This window comes from Salipiger pentaromativorans, assembly GCF_024721115.1.
Classification (GTDB): Bacteria; Pseudomonadota; Alphaproteobacteria; order Rhodobacterales; family Rhodobacteraceae; genus Salipiger; species Salipiger pentaromativorans.
In genome coordinates, this window is sequence record NZ_JAMDHK010000001.1 from 518,886 (window position 1) to 536,735 (window position 17,850).

Annotated in this window: 20 protein-coding genes; 12 read left to right on the forward strand and 8 right to left on the reverse strand. The window is 67.3% G+C overall.

All coding sequences use genetic code 11. From position 1 onward, the window contains the following. The first annotated feature begins 131 nt into the window (after positions 1-131). The gene (locus tag M4578_RS02465) at positions 132-824 is read left to right on the forward strand and encodes a metal-dependent hydrolase (protein ID WP_258091846.1); all 693 of its coding nucleotides are present in this window, start codon (positions 132-134) and stop codon (positions 822-824) included. Positions 825-902: 78 nt separating this feature from the next. After that, positions 903-1,904, forward strand: coding sequence for a hypothetical protein (locus M4578_RS02470; RefSeq protein WP_258091847.1), 1,002 nt, complete (start codon positions 903-905; stop codon positions 1,902-1,904). 7 nt (positions 1,905-1,911) lie between these two features. Here the strand turns inward: M4578_RS02470 and M4578_RS02475 are convergent, their stop codons facing one another. Beyond that, on the reverse strand, positions 1,912-2,598 hold the full coding sequence (locus M4578_RS02475; RefSeq protein WP_258091971.1) for a rhomboid family intramembrane serine protease: 687 nt from the start codon (positions 2,596-2,598) through the stop codon (positions 1,912-1,914). 76 nt (positions 2,599-2,674) lie between these two features. Here M4578_RS02475 and trpS point away from each other — a divergent pair, with 76 nt between their 5' ends. Then, complete coding sequence (gene trpS, locus M4578_RS02480; RefSeq protein WP_258091848.1) at positions 2,675-3,715, forward strand: tryptophan--tRNA ligase; 1,041 nt, start codon at positions 2,675-2,677, stop codon at positions 3,713-3,715. A 9-nt stretch (positions 3,716-3,724) separates the two neighbouring features. Here trpS and M4578_RS02485 read toward each other — a convergent pair whose 3' ends face one another. The 4 genes from M4578_RS02485 to M4578_RS02500 form a co-directional block, all read right to left on the reverse strand. Then, entirely contained in the window at positions 3,725-4,705 is a 981-nt protein-coding gene (locus M4578_RS02485) for a D-alanyl-D-alanine carboxypeptidase family protein (protein WP_338054481.1), read from the reverse strand. Between the two features lie 51 nt (positions 4,706-4,756). Then, complete coding sequence (locus M4578_RS02490) at positions 4,757-5,383, reverse strand: hypothetical protein (protein WP_258091850.1); 627 nt, start codon at positions 5,381-5,383, stop codon at positions 4,757-4,759. Between the two features lie 77 nt (positions 5,384-5,460). Continuing rightward, a complete protein-coding gene (locus M4578_RS02495) occupies positions 5,461-6,435 on the reverse strand; it encodes a DMT family transporter (RefSeq protein ID WP_258091851.1) in 975 nt (324 codons plus the stop codon). A gap of 47 nt (positions 6,436-6,482) precedes the next feature. Next, entirely contained in the window at positions 6,483-7,544 is a 1,062-nt protein-coding gene (locus M4578_RS02500) for a YeeE/YedE family protein (RefSeq protein ID WP_258091852.1), read from the reverse strand. Positions 7,545-7,707: 163 nt separating this feature from the next. Between M4578_RS02500 and M4578_RS02505 the strand changes: the two genes are divergently transcribed. The 4 genes from M4578_RS02505 (at position 7,708) to M4578_RS02520 (ending at position 10,906) form a co-directional block, all read left to right on the forward strand. Further along, positions 7,708-8,142, forward strand: coding sequence for a cupin domain-containing protein (locus M4578_RS02505; RefSeq protein ID WP_258091853.1), 435 nt, complete (start codon positions 7,708-7,710; stop codon positions 8,140-8,142). A gap of 72 nt (positions 8,143-8,214) precedes the next feature. After that, positions 8,215-9,450: an MFS transporter gene (locus M4578_RS02510; RefSeq protein WP_258091854.1), complete on the forward strand. Its 1,236-nt coding sequence runs from the start codon at positions 8,215-8,217 to the stop codon at positions 9,448-9,450. Positions 9,451-9,580: 130 nt separating this feature from the next. Beyond that, positions 9,581-10,456, forward strand: a complete 876-nt coding sequence (locus M4578_RS02515; RefSeq protein WP_258091855.1) for a 50S ribosomal protein L11 methyltransferase — start codon at positions 9,581-9,583, stop codon at positions 10,454-10,456. Between the two features lie 105 nt (positions 10,457-10,561). After that, a complete protein-coding gene (locus tag M4578_RS02520; RefSeq protein WP_258091856.1) occupies positions 10,562-10,906 on the forward strand; it encodes a hypothetical protein in 345 nt (114 codons plus the stop codon). A gap of 158 nt (positions 10,907-11,064) precedes the next feature. Here M4578_RS02520 and M4578_RS02525 read toward each other — a convergent pair whose 3' ends face one another. After that, positions 11,065-11,352: a DUF1127 domain-containing protein gene (locus tag M4578_RS02525; protein WP_258091857.1), complete on the reverse strand. Its 288-nt coding sequence runs from the start codon at positions 11,350-11,352 to the stop codon at positions 11,065-11,067. 319 nt (positions 11,353-11,671) lie between these two features. Here M4578_RS02525 and ruvC point away from each other — a divergent pair, with 319 nt between their 5' ends. The 5 genes from ruvC to M4578_RS02550 all read left to right on the forward strand — a co-directional run bounded on the left by ruvC (position 11,672) and on the right by M4578_RS02550 (position 16,533). Beyond that, a complete protein-coding gene (gene ruvC, locus M4578_RS02530) occupies positions 11,672-12,160 on the forward strand; it encodes a crossover junction endodeoxyribonuclease RuvC (protein ID WP_258091858.1) in 489 nt (162 codons plus the stop codon). Beyond that, entirely contained in the window at positions 12,157-12,825 is a 669-nt protein-coding gene (gene ruvA, locus M4578_RS02535) for a Holliday junction branch migration protein RuvA (RefSeq protein WP_258091859.1), read from the forward strand. The genes ruvC and ruvA overlap by 4 nt, the downstream gene beginning before the upstream one ends. Before the next feature lie 17 nt (positions 12,826-12,842). After that, complete coding sequence (gene ruvB, locus M4578_RS02540) at positions 12,843-13,868, forward strand: Holliday junction branch migration DNA helicase RuvB (protein WP_258091860.1); 1,026 nt, start codon at positions 12,843-12,845, stop codon at positions 13,866-13,868. Between the two features lie 76 nt (positions 13,869-13,944). Further along, positions 13,945-15,087 carry a sialidase family protein gene (locus tag M4578_RS02545; RefSeq protein ID WP_258091861.1) on the forward strand — a complete coding sequence of 381 codons (1,143 nt, stop codon included), beginning with the start codon at positions 13,945-13,947 and terminating at the stop codon, positions 15,085-15,087. Between the two features lie 168 nt (positions 15,088-15,255). Further along, entirely contained in the window at positions 15,256-16,533 is a 1,278-nt protein-coding gene (locus tag M4578_RS02550; RefSeq protein WP_258091862.1) for an O-acetylhomoserine aminocarboxypropyltransferase/cysteine synthase family protein, read from the forward strand. A 76-nt stretch (positions 16,534-16,609) separates the two neighbouring features. Here M4578_RS02550 and M4578_RS02555 read toward each other — a convergent pair whose 3' ends face one another. After that, entirely contained in the window at positions 16,610-17,146 is a 537-nt protein-coding gene (locus M4578_RS02555) for an MOSC domain-containing protein (RefSeq protein WP_258091863.1), read from the reverse strand. Between the two features lie 5 nt (positions 17,147-17,151). After that, positions 17,152-17,838: an SIMPL domain-containing protein gene (locus M4578_RS02560; RefSeq protein ID WP_258091864.1), complete on the reverse strand. Its 687-nt coding sequence runs from the start codon at positions 17,836-17,838 to the stop codon at positions 17,152-17,154. Positions 17,839-17,850: the final 12 nt, after the last annotated feature.

A 17,850-nucleotide genomic window follows, 5' to 3' on the forward strand; every position in this document is an offset into this window, starting at 1 on the left:
TTCCCCTTTCATCTTTCCGCCAAATACTCCGGGGGGCCGCGCGCCCCGGCGCGCGCGGGGCAGCGCCCCCTTTACCCCGCCCGAGGACGCGCTACCGTCGCCCCGGACATCAACACCCGGAGGATTCCCCCATGAAGATCATCTGGCTCGGCCACGGCTCCTTTCGCATCGAGATCGCGGATCAGGTGCTGCTCATCGACCCCTGGCTCGACGGCAACCCGATGATGCCCGAGGACCGTCACGACGAGGCGCTCGCCGGCGCGACGCAGATTCTCGTCACCCATGGCCATTTCGACCACACCAAGGACATCGTCGCGCTCTCGCAAAAGACCGACCTGCCGGTTTCGGGCATCTTCGAACTGGCCGGGCTGCTGACCGCACAGGGCGCCAAGGCGGGCCATGCCTTCAACAAGGGCGGCACCGTCAGCTTCGGCGACGTTTCGGTCACGATGGTCCCCGCCTCGCACAGCTCGTCCATGCAGGTGGACGGGCTGACCACCTATACCGGCATGGAAACCGGCTTCATGATCCGCGGCGAGGGCAAGACGCTCTATTTCTCCGGCGACACCACGATCATGGCGGACATGGCCTGGATGGGGGAATATTTCAAACCCGACATCGGCATCCTCTCCGCCGGTGGCTATTACACCATGGATATGGAGATGGCCGCCTGGGCGGCGAAAACCTATTTCGACTTCAAGACGGTGATCCCCGGCCATTACCGCACCTTCCCGGCGCTGGCGCAATCGGCCGAGGCGCTGGCCGCCGGGCTGCCCGGGGTCGATGTGATCGAACCGCAGGTGCTGTCGCCCATCGTCCTCTGACCGCCGCGCCCGCGCCTTTCCCGGCTTCCGGAGCCGCGCCCGCCCGCCTATACTGCTGCCAAAAGCGCAGAGGCGAGCATGACAGACAAGGCGCGGGCGCACCCGCTCAACGTGATGATCGTCGGTCAGGCCGGGCGGCTGCAATACGAGGCGATCCTCTTCGCGGTCTCGCTGGCGGCCACCACGCCGAAGAGCCGGGTGCAGCTCTATGTCGCCGAGCCGCAACCGGGCCCGCGCTGGCAGAGCGATCCGCGCATCCGGGACGACGAGCTCCGCGCATTGCTGGAAGCGCAGGGGGTGCGGTTCCTGCCCTTCGAAAGCCGGCATTTCGGTGGGGATTACCCCTATGGCAACAAGATCGAGGCGCTGCTGGAACTGCCCGAGGGCGCGCCCTTCGTGTTCTTCGACACCGACACGCTGGTGCTGGACGATCTGAGCGCGGTGCCCTTCGATTTCGCACGCCCCTCCGCCTCGATGAAACGCGAAGGCACCTGGCCGCAGATCGAGCTTTACGGCCCCGGCTACACCCGGACCTGGAAGGCGCTTTACGACCGTTTCGGGCTCGATTTCGAAAGCTCGCTCGATCTCTCCTGGCCGGATGAATACTGGCAGCGCTATCTCTATTTCAACGCCGGGTTCTTCTATTACGAATGCCCGCGCAAGTTCGGCCGGCGGTTCCTCGATTACGCGCTGGAGATCCGCGACGACCCGCCCCCCGAGTTGATCTGCCAAAGCCTCGACCCCTGGCTCGACCAGATCGCCCTGCCGCTGGTGATCCATTCCTTCGGCGGCGGGCGCCACACGCTGCCCGAAGGGCTGCTGGACGGCCGGGTCACCTGCCATTACCGCACCCTGCCGCTGCTTTACGCGCGCGAGCCCGACGCGGTGGTGGCGTTTCTCGAAGAGATCGCGGCGCCCAACAAGATCAAGAAACTGCTCAAGCAATACGAGCCGATCAAGCGCATGCTCTATCAGGGCCGCGGCCACAAGGCGCGCGCGCTTTTCGATCGCGACGACCTGCCGCGCCGCGAACAGGCGATCCGCAATGCGTTGAAACGCGAGGGGTTCTGGATGCGCTGAGCGCCGCTCAGTCGCGCCGGAACTTCCCTAGCAGCCGGGTCCAGCCGCCGGGCACCAGCACCAGCGCCAGCGCGAAGCCGGTGGCGAAGCCGCCCAGATCGGCCACCCAGTCCTGGCTGCCCCCGAAAATCAGGCCAAAGACAAGCTGGATGAACAGCAGCATTCCGATCAGCGAAAACGCCCGGATCTGCTGCGCTCCCATCTGCCCGAGCCGCAGCCAGAGCAGATAGGTGAAGGCCCCGATCAGCCCGTAGACCGGCGGAAACGCCCCGATCAGCGGCATGCGTGTCTCGAGCAGCAGCCCATACGCCAGCGCGCCGCCCAGCGTCGCGGCGAAAAAGATCGCCAGCGTGCGCAGCGCGCCCAGCGCCTCCGCCACCATCTTGCCCATGGCCAGCAGCATCACCCCGGCAAAGAGCGCATGGGTGAAATTGCCGTGCACGAACGGGTAGCTGAACAGCCGGATCACATGCTGCACCGGAAACTGCCCGGTCTGGATCATCCATTGCAGCACCGGCGCGGAAAAGGCGAAGCGCTCCATCGCGTCGATGCGCCATCCCACGGCGCCCGGCCCGCCGACAAAGCCGTAGGCGCCCAGCGACAACACCGCCTCCGCGCCCACGATGACGATGAAAAGCGCCATCACCACGGGCGGCATCGGGTTCAGGGGCGGTTCGTTATGCGGATGCACCATGGCGGGCTCTTTCTTGACGGCATGTCGGGGCATGGGTAAGCCAGCGCCACCCGAATATCCAGACGGAGTATGGCCCATGTCCGAGGCGGCCCAGAACAATCCCGCCTTCACCCCGCGCGTGTTTTCCGGCATCCAGCCATCCGGAGGCCTGACGCTCGGCAACTACCTCGGCGCGATCAAGCGCTTCGTGGACATGCAGGACAGCGGAATCGAGACGATCTATTGCGTCGTCGATCTGCACGCGATCACCGTCTGGCAGGACCCCGAGGCGTTGACCCGGCAGACCCGCGAACTGACCGCGGGCTACCTTGCCGCCGGGCTCGACCCCGCGAAATCCATTCTTTTCAATCAGTCCCAGGTGGCCGAGCACGCGCAGCTTGCCTGGATCTTCAACTGCGTCGCCCGCATGGGCTGGATGAACCGGATGACGCAGTGGAAGGACAAGGCGGGCAAACATGCCGAGAAAGCCTCACTGGGGCTCTTTGCCTATCCCGCGCTGATGGCCGCCGACATCCTGATCTACCACGCCACCCATGTGCCGGTGGGCGAGGACCAGAAACAGCATGTGGAACTGACGCGCGACATCGCGATCAAGTTCAACCACGATTTCAAGACCGAGTTCTTCCCCATCACCGAGCCGGTGATCGAGGGGGCTGCGACGCGGGTCATGTCGCTGCGCGACGGCTCTAAGAAGATGTCGAAATCCGACCCGTCGGACGCCTCGCGCATCAACATGACCGACGATGCGGATGCCATCGCCAAGAAGATCCGCAAGGCCAAGACCGACCCGGAGCCCCTGCCCTCCGATCTCGACGGGCTGGAGGGGCGGCCCGAGGCGCGCAACCTCGTCAATATCTACGCAGCCCTGGCCGAAATGCCCGCCGCGCAGGTCATGACCGAGATGGGCGGCAAGCCGTTTTCCGAGTTCAAGCCGCTGCTCGCCGATCTGGCGGTGGCCAAGCTGGCGCCGATCTCGTCGGAGATGGCGCGCTATATGGAAGATCCGGCGGAGATCGACCGCATCCTGAAAGACGGCTCCGACCGCGCCCGCGCGATTGCCGCGCCGATCCTCAAGAAGACCTACGAGATCGTCGGCATGGTGGGCGCGGGGGCCTGACCCCGGCGCCTAGCGCAAGGCAAACACACCGACCGAGCCCGCCCGCCGTGGCGGGCTCTGCCCTTTCACGGCGTCGGTTGCGGCGGCGGTGAAAAGCGGCGCCCGGTCTGCCAGCAACGGGCGTAGCGCGGGGCGCGGCGGCACCGGGGTGACCCGCTCGGGCGCTTTGGCAAAACCCATATCCATCAGTTGCGTCACATGCGCGGTACGTTCCACCGAGGAACCCGCCCCCATCACCGTCACGATCAGCCATCTGTCACCGCGCCGGGCCGAGGCGGTCAGGTTGTAGCCCGCCGCGCTTGTGTAGCCGGTTTTGATCCCGTCGGCGCCCTCATAGGCCCCCAGAAAGCGCCGGTTGGTGTGCAGGATCTCGCGCCCCGCCGCCTGTGCCTGTTGCTGGCGGAAAAGATCGAAGAACTGCGGGAAATCGAGGGCGAGCTGCCGCCCGAGCAGGCTCATATCGCGCGCGGTGGAATAGTGCCCTTCCGCCGTCAGCCCGTGGGCATTGCGAAACCGCGTGTTGCGCAGGCCCATCCTCCGCGCCGCCTCGTTCATCCGCGCGACGAAATCCGTCTCGCTGCCCGCCACCGCCTCGGCCAGCGCCGTGGCCGCGTCATTGGCCGACCGCACCGCCGTCGCGGTGATGAGATCGCGCACCGTCACCCGTTCGCCCGCGCGCAGCCCGAGGCGCGAGCCCGGCTCCAGCGCCGCCCTGGCCGAGATGCGCACCACATCCTCCATCGCCAGCGCACCCCGCTCCACCGCCGAAAAGGCCAGATAGAGCGTCATCATCTTGGTGAGCGAGGCCGGATGCCGCCGCGCATCGGCGTTGTCCGCCGCGTAGACCTGCCCGGTACGGGCATCCATGACAAAGCTCGCTTCGGGCGCCGCCCAAGCGCCCCCGGCTGCAAGCGCCAGCCACAGCGCCCAAGCGCAAACCCAGATCCTGTTCCCAAATCGCCCCATGAGGCCGCCGGTTTCTCCTGCCATCGCATTCTGCGACACCAGCTTTAGCCCGGCGGGCCTTTCAAAAGCGTGAACTCAGGCGCCCTGCCCGGCCCGTGCCGCGAGCCGCAGCGCGTGGCTCGGATCCTGCGCCAGCGCCGGCATCACCGGATCATAGGCCGCGCGCAGCACCCCGGCGATGTCCGGGCGCAGCACCACGCGCCCGTCCTCCAGTCGCCCCAGCGGCGAGCGTTCGGCAAAGGCCCCTTCGGACCAGACCAGCATCACCTGCACCACCTGCGACAGCGCCAGCTCTTCGGCGGGTTGCGCCGCCAGTGCCTTGTCCATCCGCAGGAAGACGAACGCCGCCTTGATCGCGCCCTCCCGGTCGAAACGGAAAACGCGGTACTGATTGGCCCCGCCCGCCTGCAAACGCGCCACAATCTCGTCGAGCCCGTCGATCATGCGGCCGAGATCGGGCAGCTCCAGAAGCTCGGCCCAGTCACGGAAGAAGAAGACCATGACATTGGCGCCGAATTCCGGGTCGGTCTCGGCCATCTTGTGGCCCGAGAGCGCGCAGATCGCCTCGAAGGCGCCTTTAACCACGCTCAGCGTGGCGTCCTCGACCCCGCAGACGATGGGCACGAGGGGCCGCCCCCAGCGGGCGCAGAAATAGCTGCCGTCCCTGCGGGTGAACAGCGGCTCGACATCCTGAGGCTGCATGGGTGCTCCTTCGCTTGCGACGGGGGCGCTTATAACGGGCGCTCACGGACGGATTGAAGCGGAAATTGCACCGCCGCTCAGCGCCGTCCCCAGAGCCGCCGCCGTCCGGGGGCGAGGCTGTCCTTCTGCCGCTCGCGCAGGAAGACGAAGAGCCCGGCGCCCACGATCAGCGCGCAGCCGGTCCAGACGCTGGCGCCCGGCCATTCGCCGAAGATCAGCCAGCCCCAGAGAATCGCCAGCGGCAGGCCGATATATTCGAACGGCGCAATCACCGCCGCCGCCGCCAGCCGGTAGGCGGCGCTCAGCGCATAGCCGACAAAGCCCGAGAGCGTGCCCAGCGCCAGGAACACCAGCACATCGCGCCCCTCGGGCCAGACCCAGGGACGCAGCAGAAAGCGCAGCGCCTCGCTCTCGACGCGGTCGGCATAGCGGCCATCGCCCGCCACCAGCCAGAAGCCGAAGGCCACCACCAGAAAGGTCGCCTGAAGATAGACCGCCAGCGCCGAGGCCCGCGTCGTCAGCCCTAGCCGCCGGGTCAGCACCTGCAACAGAGCATAGAAAAACGCGGCAATCACCGGCAGAAACAGCACGATGCGCGAGGTTTCGAGCGAGGCTTTCCACGGCTGCTGCATGATCAGCACGCCGGCAAAGCCCACCACCACCGCACCGAGGCGCAGCGGACCGACCTTTTCGCCCAGAAACGGGATCGACAGCAGCGTGATAAAAAGCGGCGCAACGAAGAACAGCGCCGTCACCTGCGCCAGCGGCAGCACGGAAAAGGCGGCGTAAAAGGTCATATTGGCGAGCACCACCAGCAGCCCGCGCGCGATGTGCAGAAACGGCGTGCTGGTGCGCAAAAGCCGCCAGCCGCCTTCCAGCTGCAAGAGGCTCAGCGTGATGATCAGGCCAAGGCCCGCGCGCACCGCCACCAGCTCGTGCAGCGGGTAGCCGCCCGAGAGCAGCTTGATCAGCATGTCGTTCACCGAGATCGCGGCGACGCCAAGACAGATGAACAGGATGCCCAGCGCCGGGCGGTCGGAGATCGTTGTCATGCAAACGGCTTAGCCCGCCGCGTCGGCCCGCGCCATGGGCAAAACGCTCAGGCCGTGGCGCATTGCCTCCGGCCGCCCATGAGCACATCCATGGTCATGCCGCCGATCCACATGCAGAAAAGCGCCAGCCAGGCGGTGCCGGCGAAGATCGAGCCGCCGGTCACCCCCGCGCCGATGGCGCAGCCGCCCGCCAGCATGCCGCCGAACCCCATGAGCGCGGCGCCGATCATCGCGTTGCGCAGCGGCGTCGGGCCGTCGAAGCCCTGGAATTTCAGCTCCCGCCCCCAGGCCGCGGCCAGGAAGGCGCCGACGAAAACGCCCGGCACCAGACCCACGTCGAACTCCAGCACCGCGTTGCGGTCGAGGAAGAACATCAGCGTATGGGCGGAGGGGCCGGTGAAGGTGGCGCTTTCGATCTGCACCGGGTCGAACGCCACGTTCGCCAGCGCATAGGTCAGCCCCCAGCCAAGCGCCACGGCAAAGCCCACGCCGGACGCAAAGATCAGCCGGGAAAAGCCGATGCGGTTGCGCCGCGACAGCTCCAGCGCGATGGCGGCGATGATCAGGCCGATCACCAGCCCCGCCTCGCGCGGCAGATGCGCCGCCGCCAGCAGATCCATGTTGCGCCCGCCCGAGGTGACCCAGATCGCCGCCAGCTTGTCGCGCCATGGCGAGAGGATGCCCGAGAGGCTCATCTGTGCCACCACGGCGAAGATAAGCCCCGAGATCACCGAGCGCAGGTTGCCCGTCGCCGCCATGACCAGAAGCCGTCCGGAGCAGCCATTGGCCAGCACCATGCCCGCACCGAACAGCAGCCCGCCGATGATCGCCCCCGACCAGCTGCCCGGCACTGCCATCATCCTTGCGTTGGCGGAATCGAAGAACCCCAGCAGCTGCGCGCCCTGCACCCAGACCAGCGCGGTTGAGAAGGTCAGCAGCCAGACCGCCACCTTGTCCTTCATTGCACCGCGGGCGAATTCCACCGTCGCCGCGCGCAGGCAAAACCGCGACCGCTGCGCCGCGATGCCAAAGACCGTGCCGGTGATCAGGCCGAAGAGCGCGGCGGTCGGGTTTTCTCCGAGTCGTTCGACGAGGGCGATAAGATCCATGGCGGGGGCTCCTTTTGGCGCGGACTCATGCCTGCATGCGAATATGTGCGCCTTGATTCAGATCATGGGCGCCGCTTCGCGACATCGAGGTCGGAATTCGGCGCGACGCGGGGCCGATGTCAGCGCATGGCTGTCGGAACCACAGGCCGGGGAGAGGACCGCCATGTCGCAGCCGGAGATCGACGCCGCCACCATGCCGCCGCTGGCCGCGCTGATGTCGCTTGCGGTGATGGCGGATGCCGCGCAGACCCCGCTCGAGGGGGGCGAAGACCCGGCTTTTGGCAGCGTGCTCTGGCGGACGCTCTTCTGCGCCGACCGCACCCCCACCAAGGGCATGGTTCTGGGCATTGCGGAATTCGGCCCCATGGGCACGCTGCTGCCGCATCGCCACGGCCCGGCGGAGATCTATTTCGGCCTGTCGGGCTCGGGCGTGGTGACCATCGACGGCGTGCCGCATCCGCTGGGCCCCGAGATCGCGCTTTATATCCCCGACGATGCGGAACACGGCACGGTCGCCGGGCCCGAGGGGTTGCGCTTTCTCTATATCTTCCCGCGCGACCGCTTTGCGGATGTGGAATACCGCTTTTCGCAAGCCTGACGAAGAGCTCTGCGCGCAGGCGCACAGAGTATCGGCTCGCCTCAGGGTAATTTCCGGCGTAAAGCACAGAACATGACTCGTATCGTGCCCCTTGCCGCCGCGCGGTCCCTGCCGATCTGGCGGCGCCCCGTGACCCTGCTGTTCCTGATGGCCATCGCCATGCCGCTCAGCTTCTCGACCTGGTCGGCGCTGCTGAACAATTTCGTCATCGAGGCGGCGCAGTTCGATGGGTCGGATATCGGCTGGCTGCACACGGTGCGCGAGATCCCGGGGTTTCTCGCCATCGGCGTGATCCTGATCCTGCTGGTGATGCGCGAACAGGTTCTGGCGCTTGCGGCGCTGACCCTGCTGGGCGTAGCCACGGCGGTCACCGCCTGGTTCCCCTCCATGGCCGGGCTGCTGATCGTCACGATGCTCAGCTCCATCGGGTTTCACTACTATGAGACGGTGAACCAGAGCCTCCAACTGCAATGGCTGCCCAAGGACCGCGCGCCGCAGATGCTGGGCTGGCTGCTCTCGGCGGCGAGCGCCGCGACCTTCGTCGCCTATGTGGCCATCGTGATGACCTGGGAGTCGCTGGGCCTGTCCTACAACACGGTCTATCTCGCCTCCGGCGGGCTGACCTTGGTGATCGTGGCCTATTGCGCGCTGGCCTTTCCGCAGTTCGAAAGCCCCAACCCGCAGCGCAAGAGCTTTGTCCTGCGCAAGCGCTACTGGCTGTACTATGCGCTGCAATTCATGGCGGGCGCGCGGCGGCAGATCTTTATCGTCTTCGCGGGGTTCATGATGGTCGAGCGCTTCGGCTTTTCGGTGCATGAGGTGACGGGGCTGTTCCTGATCAACCTCGTGGTGAGCCTTGTCGCCGCGCCGCTGCTGGGCAAGGCCGTGCACCGCTATGGCGAGCGCCCGATGCTGATCTTCGAATATCTCGGGCTGACGGTGGTCTTTGTCCTTTACGGCGGAATCTACTGGTTCGGCTGGGGTGTGGTGCTGGCCTCGGTGCTTTACGTGATCGACCATGTCTTCTTTGCACTGCGCATGGCGCTGAAGACCTATTTCCAGAAGATCGCCGATCCCGGCGACATGGCGCCCACCGCCGCCGTGGCCTTTACCATCAACCATATCGCGGCGGTCTTCCTGCCGTTTCTGCTGGGCTATCTCTGGCTGGTCTCGCCCGGCGCGGTCTTTGGCCTCGCCGCGCTGATGGCGCTGGCCTCGCTGGGGTTGGCGCTGATGATCCCGCGCCACCCCGAACCGGGCAACGAGACGGTCTTTTCGCAATTCGTCGCGGCGGCCCCCGCGGAATAGCGCCCGGCCACAAGGTTGGATGCCTCCGGCGGGAGTGTATCGGGAAAGATGAAAGGCCGGGCTTCGGCCCCGCCCCTTCCCAAGCCGCGCCAAACACGCTATCGGGCCGCGACCCTGCCGGAGATTTTCCATGCCCAAGACCTGGACCGCCTTCACCAAACTTTCCGCAAAAGACTCCGCCGAGGCGCTTGGCGAGGCGATGGAAGAGCTCGATCCGATGCCCACCGGCGTCGGCGTCTTCGAGATCGAGGACGGCTCTGGCACCTGGGAAGTGGGCGGCTATTTCACCGAAGAGCCCGACGGGATCGAGCTGGCGCTGCTCGCCGCCGCTTTCGGCGCGCAGGATTTCGTGGTCTCCGAAGTGCCCGATACCGACTGGGTCGACAAGGTGCGGCGCGAGCTGACCCCGGTCGAGGCCGGGCGGTTCTTTGTCTATGGCAGCCATGACGCCGACAAGATCCCCGAGGGCGCCGAGCCGCTGCTGATCGAGGCCGCCATGGCCTTTGGCACCGGCCATCACGGCACCACGCTGGGCTGCCTGCGGGCGCTCGACCGGCTGGCGAACGAAGGCTTCATCGGCAAGAGCGTCGCCGATGTGGGATGCGGCACCGCCGTTCTGGCCATGGGCGCGGCGCGCATCTGGCCCGATCCGGTGATCGCCTCGGACATCGACGAGGTGGCGGTCGAGGTGGCCGAGGCCAATGTCCGCGCCAACGGGCTGGAGGGCAAGGTGACCTGCGTCGAGGCGGCGGGGTTCGACAACCCCGAGATCGCCGCGCGGGCGCCTTTCGATCTGGTCTTCGCCAATATCCTCAAGCAGCCGCTGATCGACCTCGCCCCTTCGATGGCGGAGAATCTTGGCGCTGGCGGCTACGCGATTCTGTCCGGCATTCTCACCCGCCAGGCCGATGAGGTCGTCGAGGTTTATGCACGCAACGGCATCAATCTCGCCCACCGAGAAGAGATTGGTGACTGGGTGACGCTCACCCTCCAGAAATCCGCGTGAGACCCATCGGGTTTGAGGAGAACCCAAGGCAATTGCCTCAAATTTGCCGCAATTTTCGCGCATAGCTGGCGCCATCCGGTGGGGGCCGGGTAACACGAGGCTGCCATGGATAGTGCGATCCACGACTTCGACAAACGCCAACGTGCCGTGACCGCGAAACATCGCAAGCTGGCGCAGGGCTATACGACGAAGCTCAACCGCAACGGCACGATCGAGCACAAGCCGATCCGGCGGGTCCGGTTTCTGTCGATGAAGGGTCTGCTGCTGGCGGTTGCCGGGGTCTTCGCCTTCAAGGGCTACCTGCTGGCCAGCCTCGGAACCGAGGGCTATGCCGCCCGCATCGGCCATCTCTCCGACGGCACCGCCATCGAGCGCATCGGCGCCTGGCTGATGGGCGCAGATCCGGCGACTCTCTGGGTCGCCCTGCAATTGCAGCCCTACCTCTCCTGAGTTTTCATGCCGGGTCTCGGCCCGGCCGCTATCTCTCTCCGACTATCTCCGTAGCCGGTGTGCGTAAAAAGTAAGGCCGCGTCTTTCAGTGAAAAGACGCGGCCCTTTTTCTGGCCCGGCGGCGCCCTGCGGACGCTCCGGATCTGTCTCGCGGCACCTCAGCGGGCACGGGAGACATAGGAGATATCGGCGCGGGTCAGGCCGATGTCATCGAGTTCGCGGTCGGTCAGCGCCTCAAGGCTCTTGCGAGTCAGACGTGCGTCGTTCCAATCGGCGATCGCATCGGCGATGGACGAAACGAAACGGCTGATCTGCGCCGCGATGGCGACGGAAGCGGAAGCGCTGCGCTCGGGCGCCGCGCCGAAACCGGTAACGAAGACGGACCCGATGCGACCGGCCAGGCCGGCGGCGCCGTCTTGCGAGCGGGTGGTGTCATATGCCGACATAGGTCAGTGTCCTTGTCCTGAAGTTTTCAGATTGCACAATTTATACGCGGCAAATAGCCACCCATGCTCATCCTGACAACACCGCGAAAACGCAATGGCCGTATGCAGCGGGGACATAGCTCGCCACCGGCTTAAGTGTATGTAAAAGAATTACAAAACCTCACGTTCTGCTGTCGCTGACAGACGGATTCGTGTCGGTTTCCGCTATTTCCCCCGCGATTTCCCGCAAACCGAGCCATATTGCCCCGTTGCCGGGGCTTGGCGGATGTTCGCGTTTCGTGCTAATTCGAGGTATAAAAGCAACATAAAGGCGGGCAGTATGAGGGTTCTCGGCGTCGATCCGGGTCTGCGGCATCTCGGCTGGGGGGTGATCGAGGCCGAAGGCAGCCGCCTTCGCCACATTGCCAACGGCATCTGCGAATCGGGCACCGGCCCGCTGGCGCTGCGGCTGTTGACGCTGCACGAACAGCTCACCCGGGTGATCACGCTCTGGCAGCCGCAGATCGCGGCGGTGGAACAGACCTTCGTCAACCGCGACGGGGCCGGCACGCTGAAACTGGGTCAGGCACGCGGCATCGCGCTGCTGGTGCCGGCGCAGTTCGGGCTGGAGGTGGGCGAATACGCCCCCAACACGGTCAAGAAGACCGTGGTCGGGGTCGGCCACGCGGACAAGCGGCAGGTGGATCACATGGTCAAGATGCAACTGCCCGGCGTGCAGATCGCCGGGCCCGATGCCGCCGACGCTCTGGCCATCGCGATCTGCCACGCGCATCATCTGGGCGGACAGCGACTGAAGGTGCGGGCATGATCGGGCGGATCGCGGGGCGGATCGAATACAAGGGCGAGGATCACGTGCTGATCGACGTGCGCGGCGTGGGCTATGTGGTCTATTGCTCCGACCGTGTGCTGGCCGCGCTGCCGGGCCCCGGCGAGGCGGCGGCGCTTTATACCGATCTGCTGGTGCGCGAGGATCTTTTGCAGCTCTTCGGCTTTCCCACGCTGGTGGAAAAGGAATGGCACCGGCTGCTGATGTCGGTGCAGGGCGTCGGCGCCAAGGCATCGCTGGCGATCCTCGGCACGCTGGGGCCTGACGGCGTCAGCCGCGCCATCGCGCTTGGCGACGCGACCGCGATCAAGGCCGCGCGGGGCATCGGCCCCAAGACCGCACAGCGCGTGGTCAACGAGCTGAAGGACAAGGCGCCCGCGGTGATGGCGATGGGCGCCGGACCGGTGGCCAGCCCCGGCCCCGAGGTGATCGACGACGCTCAACCGACCCCGGCGGCATCCCCCGCCCCGGCGCGCGCGCCCCGCGCGGCCCCGGCCCAAGCCGAGGCGCTTTCGGCGCTCGGCAATCTCGGCTATGCCCCGGGCGAAGCGGCGGCGGCGGTGGCACAGGCGGCGGGCGAAACGCCCGATGCGGGCACCGCGGATCTGATCCGCGCCGCGCTGAAACTGCTGGCCCCCAAGGGATGACGCGAGAAGGCTGAGCCATGACCGGACCCGACCCGACCCTGCGCCCCGAGCCGCTGCCCGAGGATCGCGACCGCGCACTGCGCCCGCAGATGCTCGACGATTTCGTCGGGCAGGCGGAGGCGCGCGCGAACCTGCGGGTCTTCATCCAGTCCGCCCGGTCGCGCGGCGAGGCGATGGATCACACGCTGTTCCACGGCCCGCCGGGGCTCGGCAAGACGACGCTGGCGCAGATCATGGCGCGCGAGCTGGGGGTCGGCTTTCGCATGACCTCCGGTCCGGTGCTGGCCAAGGCCGGCGATCTGGCGGCGATCCTGACCAATCTGGAATCCCGCGACGTGCTCTTCATCGACGAGATCCACCGGCTGAACCCGGCGGTGGAAGAGGTGCTGTACCCGGCGATGGAGGATTACGAGCTCGATCTGGTGATCGGCGAAGGCCCCGCCGCGCGCACCGTGCGGATCGAGTTGCAGCCCTTCACGCTGGTCGGCGCCACCACGCGGCTCGGGCTGCTGACCACACCGCTGCGCGACCGGTTCGGCATCCCCACAAGATTGCAATTCTACACCGTGGACGAGCTGAACAGCATCGTCACCCGCAATGCCGAAAAGCTGGGCGTGCGCGCCGAACCCGACGGCGCGCGCGAAATCGCGCGCCGGTCGCGCGGCACGCCGCGGATCGCCGGACGGCTGCTGCGCCGGGTGGTGGATTTCGCCGTGGTCGAGGGCAATGGCGTGGTCACCCGCGCGCTGGCCGACGGGGCGCTGACGCGGCTGGGGGTGGACGGGCTCGGGCTCGACGGCGCCGACCGGCGCTATCTTCAGCTCATCGCCGAGCATTATTCCGGCGGCCCCGTCGGGATCGAGACGCTCTCGGCGGCGCTCAGCGAAAGCCGCGACGCGCTGGAAGAAGTGATCGAACCCTATCTGCTGCAACAGGGGCTGATCCAGCGGACCCCGCGCGGGCGCATGCTCGCACAGCGCGCCTGGACCCATCTCGGCCTGCCCGCGCCAAAGGCCCCCGGCCAGGCAACGCTGTTCGACTGACCGGCGCCTCAAAATGGCGCTTTGGCGACTCTCTCCGGCATGATACGTTAACATCAACGTATTTGGGAGCACGCATATGTCTTTGCCCGCCCGTCTGCTTGTCGGCACCACCAAGGGTGCGTTTCTGATCACCTGCGACGGCTGGTCCGTCAGCGGCCCCTTCTGCGACGGCTGGCCGATCAACCACATGACCGGCGATCCGGTCACGGGGCAGCTCTGGGCGGCGGGCGGCAGCGACTGGCACGGCGCGGGCGTCTGGCGCAGCGCCGACGGGCAGGACTGGCAACTGGCCAAGCTCTCAAACGGAGAATTCGACCGCTGGATCGAGAACGATCCCGGCATGGCCGAGCAGTTCGGCCTCTCGCCCGCACCGCCGGCGCCTTTCACCGGCAAGGCCGATGCGCTCTGGTCGATCCGCCACACGCCGCAGGCGCTTTATGCCGGCGCCAAACCCGCGCGGCTCCTGCGCAGCGCCGACGGCGGCGAAACCTGGGAGGAGGTCACCGGGCTGAGCGAGCACCCCTCCTCGGACAGCTGGCAGCCGGGCGCCGCCGGGCTGACGTTGCACAGCATCGTCACGGCACCGGACGCGCCAGAAAAGCTCTGGGTCGGGATTTCGGCGGCCGGGGTCTTTGCCAGCGAGGATGGCGGTCAGAGCTGGGAGCGGCGCAACCGCCGCTCGAACGCGCCAGCGACGCCCTGCGCGCATCCGGCGGCGGGCGACGGGGTCGAGACCGGGCATTGCGTGCACAACATGCAGCGCGCGCCGGGCGACGGCGATCTGCTATATCAGCAGAACCACCACGGGGTGTATCGCTCGCGCGATGGCGGGCGAAGCTGGGACGACATCACCGAGGGGCTGCCCTCGACCTTCGGCTTCCCCATCGCGGTGCATCCGCACGACCCGCAGACGATCTGGACGCTGCCACTGAACGGCGACATGGCGGGGCGCTATCCGCCGGAGGCCCGCGCCGCGGTCTGGCGCTCGCGCGATGGCGGCGAGAGCTGGGAGGAGTGCCGCAACGGGCTGCCGCAGGAGAGCTGTTATTTCACCGTGCTGCGCCATGCGATGGCGACCGACCGGCGGGATCCGGCCGGGGTCTATTTCGGCACCAATTCCGGCTCGGTCTTCGCCAGCGCCGACGAGGGCGAGAGCTGGCGCGAGGTTGCCCGGCACCTGCCGACGATCCTCTGCGTGGAAGTGCTGGAGCCCGCCTGAGCGCGCGCCCCTCCCCCGCGCATGGCGGCGCCCCCGCGCGGCGGTTTCGCCGGCCCGCCGCGCATACATTCCACGATCCGAACCTGTCGCGCGCCCGCGCCCTGCCTGTTGTGAGCGCTCGCGCAATGACATACCCCTATGGCCAATTGCACGAACAGGGAGGATCCCATGACACACGGCTTTGACACATTGCAGGTGCACGCCGGCGCCCGGCCCGATCCGGCCACCGGCGCGCGGCAGGTGCCGATCTACCAGACCACCGCCTATGTCTTCCGCGACGCCGATCATGCCGCCGCGCTCTTCAACCTCCAGGAAGTGGGCTATATCTATTCCCGCCTGACCAACCCCACCGTCGCCGCGCTGCAAGAGCGGGTGGCGACGCTCGAGGGCGGCGCGGGCGCGGTCTGCTGTTCCTCGGGCCATGCGGCGCAAATCATGGCGCTGTTCCCGCTGATGGCACCGGGGCGCAATATCGTCGCCTCGACGCGGCTTTACGGCGGCACGATCACCCAGTTCAGCCAGACGATCAAACGCTTCGGCTGGTCCTGCACCTTTGTCGATTTCGACGATCTGGACGCCGTCGAGGCCGCCATCGACGACGACACCCGCGCGGTGTTCTGCGAAAGCATCGCCAACCCGGGCGGCTATGTGACCGATCTCGACGCCATCGCGGCGATCTCCGACAAGGCCGGCATCCCGCTCATCGTCGATAACACCTCGGCCACGCCCTATCTCTGCAAGCCCATCGAGCATGGCGCCACGCTGGTGGTGCATTCGCTGACCAAATACATGACCGGCAACGGCACGGTGACCGGCGGCTGCGTGGTGGATTCGGGCAAGTTCGACTGGTCGGCTTCGGATAAGTTCCCGTCGCTCTCGGCGCCCGAGCCCGCCTATCATGGGCTGAAGTTCCACGAGACCTTCGGCGCGCTCGCCTTCACCTTCCACGGCATCGCCATCGGTCTGCGCGATCTCGGCATGACGATGAACCCGCAGGCGGCGCATTACACGCTGATGGGCATCGAGACCCTGTCGCTGCGGATGCAGAAACACGTGGAGAACGCCATGCGCGTGGCCTCGTGGCTGGAAAATCACCCGGCGGTCGCGCAGGTGACCTATGCCGGCCTGCCCTCGTCGCCCTACAATGACCGGGTCGCCAAGATCTGCCCCAACGGCGCTGGCGGGCTGTTCACCGTCGCGCTCAAGGGCGGCTACGAGAGCTGCGTGAAATTCGTCGGCGCGCTGGAGATCTTCAGCCATGTGGCCAATCTCGGCGACACCCGCAGCCTGGTGATCCATTCCGCCTCGACCACCCACCGCCAGCTCTCCGAAGAGCAGCAGATCGCGGCGGGTGCGGCGCCCAACGTGGTGCGGATCTCGATCGGGATCGAGGATCCCGAAGACCTGATCGCCGATCTGGACCAGGCGCTGTCCAAGGCCGGCTGAACGCCCCGCGACGGGAGGCGCGCGGCCCGCCGCGCGCCATCCCCCTCCATGCCGCGCATCGGGCCGCGCTCCCCCGTCAGACCCGTTCCAGCGGCAGATGCGGCGCCGCCGGCAGATGCACCGAAATCGCATCGCCCGGCGAGACCGCCCCGCCCTGCGTCACCACCGCCATGATCCCCGCCCGGCGGACCAGCGTTCCGTCCGGCCCACGCCGCAGCACCTCGGACAAAAGCCCCGGGCGGAACCCCGAGATCTGCGCGCAGGGATTGCGCAGCCCGGTCACCTCGAGCCGCGCCTCGCCGATCCCGAGCACTGTCCCGCGCGGCAGCCCCAGCAGGTCGAGCCCCCGCGTGGTGATGTTCTCGCCCATATCGCCCGGCCGGACCTCGTAACCCTTCTCCGCCAGCTCGTCGAAAAGCTCGGCAGAGAGCAGATGCACCTGCCGCAGATTCGGCTGGGTCGGATCCTGCGCCACGCGCGACCGGTGCTGCACCGTCACGCCGCGATGGGCATCGCCCTCGACCCCCTCTCCCGCAATCAGCACGATCGCGGGACAGGGGGTCTTGCTAAAGCGGTGCGCCGCGTCGCGCGCCACGGCGACCACCTCGGCCATCGCGCTCACTCCTCCAGCGCGAAGACCATCGTCACCCGCGCGGTCAGCACCGATTCCCCGGCAGCCACCGGCACCGAGGACACCCGGGCCATCTCCATCATCGGCTCCGGCGCATAACCGCCGCCCGCCTCGGAGATCGACAGGACGGCGCCAAGCCCGACCCCGGCCGCCTCGGCCAGAACCCGCGCCTGCGCCATGGCGTCGGCCACCGCGTCGCGTCGCGCATCGTCCATCACCGGCCCCGGCTCCTGCAAGCCGAAGCTCAGCCCGGACAGGCGGTTGGCGCCATCCTCGGTCACCGCGCCCAGAACCTCGCCCAGCCGCGCCAGATCGCGGACCCGAACCGTCAGGCGGTTGTTCGCCACATAGCCGGTGATCTCGCGCGCGCGGTTGCTGTTGTAATCGGTCCAGACCGGCTGCAAGCCGATGTCCGAGGTCTGGCGGTCGCGCGCGGCGATCCCCAGCGCGTCGAGCCGAGCGAGAATCGCCCCCGCCACCCGGCTGGCCTCGTTCATCGCGGCGCCGGGCTCCTTGTGCTCGGCGGTCACCCCCAGCGTCACGGTCGCCATGTCGGGCACAGCGGCGGCCCGGCCATCACCGGTAACGGTCAGTTTCGGGACCAGATCCTCGGCCAGCGCGGCGACAGGGGTCACCATCAGGGCACAGGCGGCGGCAAGGACGAGACGGCGCATGGAGGGCCTCCT